The organism is Micrococcus sp. EYE_212 (genome assembly GCF_023147585.1).
GTDB lineage: Bacteria > Actinomycetota > Actinomycetes > Actinomycetales > Micrococcaceae > Micrococcus.
Genome location: NZ_JAHXOZ010000002.1, coordinates 1 through 10,404 on the forward strand (window position 1 = coordinate 1; position 10,404 = coordinate 10,404).

At 72.2% G+C, this 10,404-nt stretch carries 8 protein-coding genes, 1 tRNA gene and 1 rRNA gene; 5 read left to right on the forward strand and 5 right to left on the reverse strand.

Features of this window, described 5'->3' with window-relative positions:
* Position 1: 1 nt before the first annotated feature.
* Positions 2-118: ribosomal RNA gene (gene rrf, locus KZX60_RS01800) — 5S ribosomal RNA — on the forward strand.
* Positions 119-221: 103 nt separating this feature from the next.
* Here the strand turns inward: rrf and KZX60_RS01805 are convergent.
* On the reverse strand, positions 222-686 hold the full coding sequence (locus KZX60_RS01805) for a hypothetical protein (RefSeq protein ID WP_248115328.1): 465 nt from the start codon (positions 684-686) through the stop codon (positions 222-224).
* Between the two features lie 137 nt (positions 687-823).
* On the opposite strand from KZX60_RS01805, the gene KZX60_RS01810 reads away from it, so the two are divergent.
* Positions 824-900, forward strand: a tRNA-Pro gene (locus KZX60_RS01810).
* A 197-nt stretch (positions 901-1,097) separates the two neighbouring features.
* On the opposite strand, the gene KZX60_RS01815 is transcribed toward KZX60_RS01810, so the two are convergent.
* Together KZX60_RS01815 and KZX60_RS01820 are read right to left on the reverse strand one after the other, a co-directional pair.
* Positions 1,098-1,523, reverse strand: coding sequence for a hypothetical protein (locus tag KZX60_RS01815; RefSeq protein WP_248115329.1), 426 nt, complete (start codon positions 1,521-1,523; stop codon positions 1,098-1,100).
* Positions 1,448-5,353, reverse strand: coding sequence for a lamin tail domain-containing protein (locus KZX60_RS01820; RefSeq protein ID WP_248115330.1), 3,906 nt, complete (start codon positions 5,351-5,353; stop codon positions 1,448-1,450). The genes KZX60_RS01815 and KZX60_RS01820 overlap by 76 nt, the downstream gene beginning before the upstream one ends.
* Before the next feature lie 273 nt (positions 5,354-5,626).
* Here KZX60_RS01820 and KZX60_RS01825 point away from each other — a divergent pair, with 273 nt between their 5' ends.
* Complete coding sequence (locus KZX60_RS01825) at positions 5,627-6,106, forward strand: DUF2975 domain-containing protein (RefSeq protein WP_248115331.1); 480 nt, start codon at positions 5,627-5,629, stop codon at positions 6,104-6,106.
* The gene (locus KZX60_RS01830; RefSeq protein ID WP_248115332.1) at positions 6,106-6,336 is read left to right on the forward strand and encodes a helix-turn-helix transcriptional regulator; all 231 of its coding nucleotides are present in this window, start codon (positions 6,106-6,108) and stop codon (positions 6,334-6,336) included. The genes KZX60_RS01825 and KZX60_RS01830 overlap by 1 nt, the downstream gene beginning before the upstream one ends.
* A 39-nt stretch (positions 6,337-6,375) precedes the next feature.
* Here KZX60_RS01830 and KZX60_RS01835 read toward each other — a convergent pair whose 3' ends face one another.
* Positions 6,376-7,962 (reverse strand): DUF5129 domain-containing protein, encoded by a 1,587-nt coding sequence (locus KZX60_RS01835; RefSeq protein ID WP_248115333.1) that lies wholly within the window; start codon positions 7,960-7,962, stop codon positions 6,376-6,378.
* A 68-nt stretch (positions 7,963-8,030) separates the two neighbouring features.
* Positions 8,031-8,837, reverse strand: a complete 807-nt coding sequence (locus KZX60_RS01840) for an NAD(P)-binding domain-containing protein (protein ID WP_248115334.1) — start codon at positions 8,835-8,837, stop codon at positions 8,031-8,033.
* 196 nt (positions 8,838-9,033) lie between these two features.
* Here KZX60_RS01840 and KZX60_RS01845 point away from each other — a divergent pair, with 196 nt between their 5' ends.
* The gene (locus KZX60_RS01845) at positions 9,034-10,299 is read left to right on the forward strand and encodes an endonuclease/exonuclease/phosphatase family protein (protein WP_248115335.1); all 1,266 of its coding nucleotides are present in this window, start codon (positions 9,034-9,036) and stop codon (positions 10,297-10,299) included.
* Positions 10,300-10,404: the final 105 nt, after the last annotated feature.

Sequence of the window (10,404 nt, forward strand, 5' to 3'; positions counted from 1 at the left end):
TTACGGCGGTCATAGCGTGGGGGAAACGCCCGGTTCCATTCCGAACCCGGAAGCTAAGGCCCACAGCGCCGATGGTACTGCAACCGGGAGGTTGTGGGAGAGTAGGTCGCCGCCGGACATCTTTTGAGGCAAAGGCCCCGCATTCGTGCGGGGCCTTTGCTGCGTTCAGGGGTCTTCTCCGCTCCGTTCCACCACGGCGAGCACGGGGAAGCCCCGAGCCCTCAGTCCTCCAGCAGCTCTCCCTGGGCCTCCAGGGCTGAGGTCAGGACACGCGTGAGCCGGCGCCGTGATCCTTCGACCCGCCGGCCCAGGACCTCGATCTGCCGAGCGAACTCGTCGGCGTGCCAGGGCTTCTGGTCGTCTGGGATGGCGAGGAACGCGTCCACGGCTCGGGGGAGGTGCCGCTGCAGGACGTCGAGCACGTCGAGAGCCTCCGCTGCGCGCGCGGCGGCCATCCGATCCCAGGCGGGAAGCAGTGCCTCCACCCCGGCATGGAGGTCCCACAGTTCCCTCCACGTGTCCGGGCGCAGACGGTCACTCTCCCGCGTCAGCAGCTCGCGGAGGCCGTCGGCGGCGGCCTTGAGGTCCTCCCTCGGGGCCAGGTTCTCACGGACGCCTCGCGGCCGGTCCTCGGCGCGAGCGGGCATGTCGGCGCGGGAGGAGTGCCTCCAGGGCGGCCAGTGCATCTCTCCTCCTCTGCTGTCACCTGCGGCGGCGGCGTCGTGACCATCCTGCCTGACGAGCGGGGGCATGGGCTGATTTGGCTCCGTCACTCCAACGTGGTAGTGTGGCTCCCTGTTGGATTCCGGTCTTCGACCGCCAACGGGGTGTGGCGCAGCTTGGTAGCGCGCGTCGTTCGGGACGACGAGGCCGCAGGTTCAAATCCTGTCACCCCGACCACAGGGAAGGCCCCCGCTCAGCTGAGCGGGGGCCTTCGTCGTCGGCACCGTCAAGGTGCCGAGCAGCCGTCGTCATCCCCGTTGCCGTGGACGGTGCCGACCACACGGCGGCCGGCGGTGCCCCACCGGGCCGCGCCTGCCTGCTCGAACAAGCGGGAGGGGCGGGACGCGCGTCCCGCCCCTCCCGTTCTGAGGCCGTCAGGGACGACCGTTGCCCTTGCCGGGGTGGCCGTCGCGGTGTCCCGGGGGGACGCCGTCCTTGAGGCCCTTGCCCTTGCCGGGGTGGCCGTCGCGGTGTCCCGGGGGGACGCCGTCCTTGAGGCCCTTGCCCTTGCCGGGATGCCAGGGGGCAGGTCCCGGCTCCACCTCGACGGGCGGCTCGGTGGGGGACACGACGACGAACTCACGCACGGCGCTGAGGTCGACGGCGCCGTACGGGTCCTCGGTGCGGATGTACCAGCCGTACTCGCCGGGCGTCAGGCCTGCCCAGGTCGAGCTCACGGTGGAACCGGAGGCCACGTCGGCCTGCTGGTCGATGAGCTTGCCGGTCAGCACCTCGACGGTGACGGCGTCGGTCCCGAGGGTCTTGGTCCGCGACTCGATGCCGAGCTGGGCGTAGGACACCTCGAACTCCTGGTGCTGCGGCTCCAGGGACGGATCATCGGCGTTGTAGTCCTGCAGGGACGGCGAGTAGGTCCGGGCGAGCATCCGCTGCCCCTCGTTGTCGAAGTGCAGCAGGCGCAGGTATCCCAGGCCGCCCTCAGGGAGACGTTCGGGTTGGTCGCCACGACCTCGTCGTAGATCCGCTGCGGGATCGGTCCGAGGCCGCCGGTCGTCAGCATGTACTCGTGGAGGTTGAGGACCGCGGTGCGCTCGGGGTACTGGGCCAGCACCTCGTTCATCCAGGCGATCTCCTCGTCGCCGGCCCCCCACCCCTGGTACAGCATGATGAAGTCCACGCCGTCGACCGTGATGAGGTCGTAGTGGCCCCGGTTGTCCTCGTACGACCCGCCGTACCAGTGGTTGCCGTCGAACCGCTCCGCGCCGAAGAACGTGCCGTAGGGCCCGTAGTCCTCAAGGGCGTGCCCCACGTCGTGGTTGCCGGCCAGGACTCCATACGGCAGACCCGCTTCGTCGAGCATCCGGTAGGCGTCGTCGGCGCGCTCCCACTGCTCCGGCTTGTCCCACTCGTCCACGATGTCGCCCGTGTGGACGACGTAGGCCAGGTTGAGCCGCTCGCGCGCCTGGAGGAAGTACTCGTGGATCGCGAGCTGATGCTCGTACCAGGTCTCGTTGTAGTACTGCGTGTCCGACTCCCAGCCGAGGGTGAAGTCGTACTCGGAGCGGGGCACGTCCTCCGGGTGGCCGCCGGCCACCGCGGACTCGCGGGTGCTCAGGTCGGTGTGGGCGAAGCCCTCCGAGTGCTGGACGAGCAGCTGGACGCTGCCGTCGCGCACGTGGTCTGCGACGTCGACGAGGCCCTCGAGCGTGAACTCCGTCGGGTTGTCCCCGGTCGTCAGGGCGCGGTCGAGCTCCTCCCAGCGACCGGTGGCGGTGTTCAGCACCGAGAGGATCACCTTGGCGTCCGGATTGGCGCTGCCGTCCCAGGTGACGCGCACCTTCCCCTCGGCGGTGACGTCGTCGACGGGGACCTCGAGGAGCTGGTACGGGAATGCGTCGTCCGAGCTCACGACGTGCTCACGGCCGTCGTCGGCGCCCATCAGCTCGAGCGCCGCGGCGTCGGCCACGACCTTGCCGTCCCGCTCGGTGGCCGCGGCCACGGTGGTCTCACCGGTCCACACGTCGAGGCCCTCCTCGCCCGGAACGACCTCCCGGCCCGCGTAGAAGTCGACGTCGAGCGCATCGCCGCTGGGGTCCGTGACGGTCGCGGACAGCTCCACGTCCGGGCCGTCGACGGCTGCGCCGTCCGCCGGTGACACCGGCGTCGCCCCGGGCTGCTCGACCGGGGTCGTGAACGTGATCGTCCGGGTCGAGGTGTTGCCGGCCAGGTCCCGCGCGGTGAGCACGAGCCGGTGCTCGCCCGCCGGCAGGCTCAGCGAGCTGATCTCATGGGGAAGCTCGACGGGCGTGCCGTCCAGCTCGGCGGTGAGGACGTCCACGCCGGCCCCGGCATCGGAGGCAGTGGCCTGAAGGGTGTGGGCGCCGCGGACCTCCGCGCCGTCGGCCAGGTCGGTGCTGATCTCCGGTCCCGTGTTGTCCACGGTGACGGTCCGGGTGACCGTCGTGGTGCCGTCCGTCGCCGTCACGGTGTGCTCGCCGTCGGCCACCGTGGTGGTGTCCCAGTCGAACGCGGTCGCGGAGAAGGCGTCCTGGGGCAGGTCGAAGGCGGCGTCGACGTAGTCGTTCTTGCCCGCGGAGTCGCCCATGGGAATCCACTGCGTGCCGTCCTCGAGGCCTGCCGGGCGCAGGGTGCGGCCGTCCGGCAGGACGAGGCGCAGGTTGCGGATCTGGAAGTCGTCGTTGTTCTCGTCCGGGTCGATCTTCGGCCAGGCCTTGGTGCCCGCATAGACGCTGAGCGTCAGCGGCTCGCCGGCGGTGATGTGCTCGAGCGGCACGTCGACGGGCACGGTGACCTCTCGGTCGTAGAAGCCCTCGTCGAAGATGTGCAGCACCTCGTCACCGACGAGCACGCCGTTGCGGAAGAAGGCGTCGGTGCTGGTGGCCCCGAAGGCGAACACCGGGCGACCTTCGAGTGCGGCCTCGGTGCCCTCCACACGCACGCCGTCCACCGCGACGGTGGTCGTGGAGGGGTAGGCGTCGCCGCCGGCGGTGATCCGTTCGCGGCCGGAGACGACCTCGCCCTCGGCCACGGACAGGCGGACGCCACTCTGATCGACGCCCGCGACCGGCACACGGCGGGTCTCCAGCTCCGTGGTGTGCGTGCCGTCGGAGGCCACGACGGAGTACTCGACCCACCGCTGACCGGTGAGGTCGACTGCGTTGATGACGTGCCGGTAGAGGTCGCCTTCGGCAGCCCGCAGGGTGTGCGTGACGGGCTCGGCCATGCCGGAGGTCCGCACCGCCACGGTGACCGTCTTGACCTGGACGTCGTCAGCGGTGTGCAGCTCGATGGGGAAGTCCGCCGCCGGGTCGACCTCGGTGGCGGTCCGGTCCTCGATGACGGGTCCGGCGGCGTCCGCGGCGGGAAGCATGAGGCCGGCGGGGACCTGCTCGGTGGTGACGCTGCCGGGGGAGGCGGGGGCGGTGCCGACGAGGGTCTGCCGATTCGGGTCAGCCGGGTCGACGGCGTACTGGATGCCCTGGTCGGCGATCGCGTCGTCCGCGCCGTTCAGGTTGTAGTAGGCCGTGTTCACCGGGAAGCCGGTGTTCGTGACGATCTGCAGGCCACGCGGGCTGCCGTTGGCCATGCCGCCGGTGTGGATCTCCACCAGCTCGGTTCCGGCCGCGAGGTCGGTGCCGAAGTGGGTGTTGAAGTCGTCCGATGTGAGGTGGTCGTTCTTGCCGTTCTTGATCCAGAACACGACGGTCTCGCCCGGCTGAATGAGGAAGGAGACGGGATCTGCCGGCCACGTGACGACGTTGTTGTTGGTCAGATCGTCCGCGGGGTACAGGTAGTCGAGCGTGTAGTCGCCGAAGTCCACCGGTTCGGAGGTCGCGTTGTAGACCTCGATGAACTCGTAACCGTCTGCGCCGTCGACGTTCGCCGTGTCAGGAGTGACCTCGGTGATCTGCAGCGGCGCCGTGGCCAGCGAGGGATCCGGCACCGGCGCCGGCTCCCCGGGATCGGGCACCGGCACCGGCTCCCCGGGATCGGGCTCCGGGGTCGGGGAGGCGAGCGCGTCGGACGAGACCTGGCCCGGGGTCGGGACGGCCGGCCCCTCCAGCAGCGCGGTTCCGGCGTCGCCGTCGTCGTCCACGAGGAACTGTGCGGTGCGGCCCGCCGAGGTCGAGCCCGCGGGATAGAAGGACCACGTCGTCGTGCCGTCGGGCAGGGTGAGGCGAACGCCCCGCTCATCGCCGTTGGCCATGCCGGGCTGGCCCTCCACGTGCACGAGGCGGTAGTCGGTCCCGGCGCCCTCGGTGGCCCAGTAGTCGCGGAAGTCCTGCTCGGTGCGGGCGAAGCTGTCGACGGTGCTGCTCGTGTAGGAGAGCCACAGCACGACCGTCTCGCCCGGCTGCACCAGCGTGCCCGACGGCACCCTCAGGGCGACGTCGCGGGACGTGTCGTCGCTGTCCGCGTAGATGTAGGCGAGACCGGCCTGCGACAGGTCGACGGCGGTGTCGCCGGTGTTCCGGACCTCGATGAACTCGAAGTGGTCGGAGCCCGCGGTGTCCGGGGCGATCTCGGTGATCATCAGCGCCGGCAGGGTGGGCGCGGCGCTGGCGGGCGAGGCCGCGAGCGGCGAGGCCACGAGGGCGGCGGCAGCCGTCAGGGCGACGAGCTGACGTGATCCGTGGGGCAGGGGAGCCATGGGTGATCCTTCGGGTGACTTCCGCACTGTTCCAGTCGTGGGCGGCGACGATTCGATCGTTCGGCCACGGGAAGGTGAACGGTCGACGACGGCCCGGCCGTGAGGGCACTTCCAGCGCCTGACAAGGACGCGGAGGGCGTGGGGTGTGGTGCCGTTGGGGGTGTGCGCCGCTCTGAGGAGGCCGTGGGGAGGATCCGGATGGCGGGGCCGTGGCTCTGAGGGGCGCGGCGGAAAGGTATTGACTGTCAATAGGTTCCGGTCGAAACTCGGGTCATGACACATCGCCTCACCACCTGGGTGCTCCAGGCGCTGCTCGCGGTCGCCGGGGTGCTCATCCTCCTCCTGCAGGTGATCGGCCTGCCGGCCCTGGGCGCGGAGATGGCCCGAGAGCTCCCCGCCGAGGCCCACATGCGCTGGCCCATCACCGTTCTCGCGATCCTCGGCCTGGCGTGCGTCCAGGGCGGGATCGTGTGCACCATCCGCCTGTTGGCCCTGACCCGGTCGGACCGCATCTTCACCTCCCGCGCGCTGCCATGGGTGAACGCCATCGTGGGCGCCTTCCTCGGCGGCGCTCTCGTGTGCGCGGCCACGCTCACCTATCAGTCCGCCACCGTCGCCGGCCCGCCGCTGTGGCTCCTCCTGCTGTTCGCCGGTGTCGCCACGGGCCTGGCCATGGCGCTGCTCATGCTCGTGATGCGGGCCCTCCTGGTGCGCGCCACGCGGCTGCGCACCGAGATGGACGAGGTGATCTGATGCCCATCGTGGTGAGGATCGACGTCGAACTGGCCCGCCGCAAGATGTCCGTGGGGGAGTTCGCCGAGCGGGTGGGCATCACGCCGGCCAACGTGGCGGTGCTGAAGAACGGGCGGGCCAAGGCGGTGCGGTTGACCACCCTCGATCGGATGTGCGAGGTCCTGCAGTGCCAGCCGGGAGATCTGCTGGAGTGGGTCCCGGAGGGCGACGACGTCGGCGCCCGCGCCTGAGGCAGGCCAGGCCCGGCGGAGCAGGCGCCGGCGCCCCGCTCAGAAGCTGCCCGACGAACCGGAGCCCGAGAACGAGCCGCCGGAGGAGCCGTAGCCGGTGCCCGAGCCCGTCGAGCTCTGGTGGGACGATTCCACGGAGGAGACGCCGGCGCGGTAGCCGGCGTCGAACGAGGTGATCGTCCAGTACGTCCGCCAGCCGTCGCCGGCGTCGAGGATCGAGCCGCGCGCGTCCCGCGGACGACGGCGATGTTCGTCCAGCCCCTCCTCCATGAGCCGGGTGTCGTCCGAGTCGTCCTGTGCGAGCGAGACGGCCTGGGCGACCTGCTCCAGGAGGTCGGTGAGCCGGCGGCGGAGGCGGTCGAGCGACTCGAGCGCCGCCTGCGGGGTGACCCTCCGCTCGGTCAGGCCGGCACCGGTCGACTCGAGCTCGCCCAGGGCCTCGGTGCGGAAGGACTCGAGTGCGCCCAGCGGGGCCGCCGCGCCCGCGACCCCGTCGAGGTGGTCGCGCAGGTCGCCGACGTGGTCCAGGTCCGAGCGCAGGGGCCCGGCCTGGCGGTCCCAGGCGTCCTCCCAGCCGGGGAGGCGGTTGAGGAACGTGTTCGCATCGGCGATCGCGTCGTCGAGGCGGTCGAGCTCCGCGACGTCGTCGCGCAGGCTGCCGGCGTCCTTCCTGAAGGACTTCGCGTGACGGCGGCCCGGCGGCACGGCGTCGAGGTCCTCGAGCCGCCGCGTCGCGTCGAGGGTGGACTGGTGGAAGCCCCGGAACCGCTCCATCAGGCGCGCGCCGAACGGGTCGTCGGTCGGCACGGTGGAGGCGTTCACCTCCGTGGCGTCCCAGTCCATCGTCACGCTGGTGAGGTGGGTGCGGGCCGCGTCGAGGTCGGCCTCGGCCTTCCGGCGCTGGGATCGCCGGGTGGCGACCACCGCCGCGGCCGCGGCCGCCCCTCCGACCGCGGCGCCGCCCGCGCCGAACCACAGGCCCGGCTCCTCGTGCAGCGGCCGCCCGATGTGGGAGGCCGCCGAGTCCACGATGTCCACGACGGCGTCCGTCCACCGCGCGTCGCGGGCCGCGTCCTTGCCGTCGTCGCGGACGGCCGCCTGTGTGTCCGTGCTGAGCCTGCGGTCCTCGCCCTGGTACACGCCGAGCATCCGGTTGTCCGGGTCCACGGCGACGATCACGAGCCCGTCCGCCCACTTCTGCCCGTCCGCGCTGAGCCAGTCGGGCCGCTGCGTGCGGGCGTGGTCGAGGACGCGCCCGTTGAAGGCCTGGGACCGGCGGTCCTCGTCGAGGTCCCGGATGTCCGGGCCGCGCTCGGTGAAGACGGCGACGCGCGTGGGCTCGCGGAACTCGATCTCCGCGAGGTCGCGCAGCAGCTGGTTCCGGTCGAGGATCCCCGCGGTGTCCGCGAGGTCCACCTGCTCGGCCGGGACGGCGCTCGCGGCAGGCGCGAGGGTGAGGGCCGCGGCCGCGGACGTCCCGGCGACGGCCCCCGCGGTCAGGGCGGGCGTCCCCGCACCGACCACCGCGGCGGCAGCCAGGGCCAGGGCGGCCGCCCGAGAGGCGGTGCGGTGCGGGCCCGAGCAGCGCGGGGAGGAGAGCGGAGCGTCGGGCGTCGGCCGGGTCATGGTGGTCCTCTCGGGGTCCGGGTGATCAGTCGATGACAGCCTACGCACAGGCGCGGGCGGCGTCGGCGTCATTCCCGCGGCCACGCGTCCGGTCGCGCATCCGGCCACTCCGGAGAGGATCTCATGCGGCGGGACAGCTCCTCGAGGTCTCCGCCGGAGCCGAACGCGGGGCCGCCGGGCTCGAGCCGGGCTCCCTCCTCGAACCCCTGGTACACGACCCCGTCGAAGCCCATCGCGTGGACGAGGTCGATCACCGTGTCCCGGGCGCGCAGCCGCTCCCGCCCGCCGGGGAGGGCATGCCCCCCGCCGTCGGTGTGCCGCTCCGTGCCGATGGCGAGCGCCCAGCGCGGTGCCTCGGTGCGGCCTGCGACGCCCAGGTCGTGGTGCGAGATCTCGGAGAACGCGCGGACCAGGGGCGCCGTGAGCCCGGCCGCCGCCCAGCGCGCGGCGAGGCGCTCCGTGCCGAGTCGTGGGTCGCCGTCGTGCGGGTCCATCCAGTCCGGCAGGGGCTCGGCCTCCCAGGTGTTGGTCATGTCCACCACCGCCCGGGTGGCGGGCCCGGCGAACCAGGCGGGGTCGACGTCGTCGAGGGCCTCGCGGGGGACGGCGACCACGGTCAGCTCCGCCTGAGCGAGGTCCTCCGGGGCGACCGCCACCGCCTCCGGGGCGTAGATGCCGAGGTGGCGCTGCACCGCCGCGGGCCGGCGCGTGGCGGCCATGACGACGTCAGGCGCGGCGATCCAGGGATGGAGCCGGGGGATGCGCGCGAGGGCGCGGGCGAGCGCGGTGCCGGCGCGGCCGGCCCCCAGGATCCCGACGGTCGACGGGAGATGCGGGAACCGGGGGAGGGCGGGGTCCACGGACGTCGGGCTCATGGGACCATCCCATCACGGGAGGAGGGAACGAGCCCTGCGTCGTCGTCCACGTCCGGCGCCGATGGGCCCCACAGCGCAGGGCTCGTCTCTCAGGTGGTCCCGCCCCGCACCGACTGTTCACCGCCGCGCCACCGGCCCGGCGTCTGCGCGCCGTACCGTGGCCGCCGTCGTCGTCCCCTCCCGAAGGAGTCTCCCCATGCGTCCCCTCCGCACCCTCAGTGCCGCGATCGCCGTCGGCGCGCTCGCGGTGACCGGCGCCGTCGCCTCCGGCGCGGCTCCCGCCCCGCACGCCAAAGCCCGCGCCGCCGTCGAGGCCGGACCGGCGAAGGCCGTCGAGGCCCGCACCAAGCACGACGTGCGCATCGCCACGTACAACGCGTCCCTGAACCGCGGCGCCGAGGGCCAGCTGGTCCGCGACCTCTCCACGCCGGACAACGCGCAGGCCCAGAACATCGCCGAGGTCGTGCAGACCACGCGCCCCGAGATCCTGCTGGTCAACGAGTTCGACTTCGACGCCGCCGGTGAGGGCGCCCGCCTGTTCCAGGAGAACTACCTCTCCGTGGGCCAGAACGGCCACGAGCCCATCGAGTACGCGTACCGCTACACCGCTCCCGTGAACACCGGCGTCCCCTCGGGCCTGGACCTGAACAACGACGGCACGGTCGGCGGCCCGGACGACGCGTGGGGCTTCGGCGTGTTCCCGGGCCAGTACGGCATGGTCGTCTACTCGCAGCACCCCATTCTCGAGGACGAGATCCGCACCTTCCAGGACTTCCGCTGGCAGGACATGCCGGGCAACGTCATGCCCACCGACTTCTACAGCCCCGAGGAGCAGGAGCAGCTGCGCCTGTCCTCGAAGTCCCACTGGGACGTGCCCGTGCAGGTCGGCACCACGACGCTGCACCTCCTCGCCGCGCACCCCACCCCGCCGTCCTTCGACGGCCCGGAGATGCGCAACAAGCGCCGCAACCACGACGAGATCCGCCTGTGGGCCGACTACGTCACCGGCGGCAAGACCGCCGAGTACCTCTACGACGACGCCGGCGTGCACGGCGGCCTGGACCGTGGCGAGCGCTTCGTCATCCTGGGCGACTACAACGCCGACCCGGTGGACGGCGACTCGTGGGACGGCGCGATCGACCAGCTGCTCTTCCACTCCCGCATCCGCGACCCGAAGCCCACCTCCGCGGGCGGCGCCGAGGCGTCCGTGCTGCAGGGCGGCGCCAACCTGACGCACGAGGGCGACCCGAGCCTCGACACGGCCGACTTCAACGACAGCCCGGCCCCGGGCAACCTCCGCGTGGACCTGGCGCTGCCGTCCAAGAACCTCCCGCTGCGCGGCGCTGGCGTCTTCTGGCCCGAGAAGGGCCAGCCCGGCTCCGAGCTGACCGGCGAGTATCCGTTCCCCACCTCCGACCACCGCCTCACCTGGGTGGACGTGAAGGTGCCCGGCAAGCGCTGAGGCCCCTCAGCTCCAGACGAGCCCTGTGTCGTCGCGCCTGTCCGCCGCGGACAGGCGCGACGACGCAGGGCGCGGCGCCGGCAGGGCGGTTCAGCAGAGCGCGGT

What these genes read in the sequence shown, in the direction of transcription:
- KZX60_RS01805 (WP_248115328.1), bottom strand. Translation starts at nt 686, where the DNA reads ATGCACTGGCCGCCCTGGAGGCACTCCTCCCGCGCCGACATGCCCGCT.
- KZX60_RS01820 (WP_248115330.1), bottom strand. Translation starts at nt 5,353, where the DNA reads ATGGCTCCCCTGCCCCACGGATCACGTCAGCTCGTCGCCCTGACGGCT.
- KZX60_RS01825 (WP_248115331.1), top strand. Translation starts at nt 5,627, where the DNA reads ATGACACATCGCCTCACCACCTGGGTGCTCCAGGCGCTGCTCGCGGTC.
- KZX60_RS01830 (WP_248115332.1), top strand. Translation starts at nt 6,106, where the DNA reads ATGCCCATCGTGGTGAGGATCGACGTCGAACTGGCCCGCCGCAAGATG.
- KZX60_RS01835 (WP_248115333.1), bottom strand. Translation starts at nt 7,962, where the DNA reads ATGACCCGGCCGACGCCCGACGCTCCGCTCTCCTCCCCGCGCTGCTCG.
- KZX60_RS01840 (WP_248115334.1), bottom strand. Translation starts at nt 8,837, where the DNA reads ATGAGCCCGACGTCCGTGGACCCCGCCCTCCCCCGGTTCCCGCATCTC.
- KZX60_RS01845 (WP_248115335.1), top strand. Translation starts at nt 9,034, where the DNA reads ATGCGTCCCCTCCGCACCCTCAGTGCCGCGATCGCCGTCGGCGCGCTC.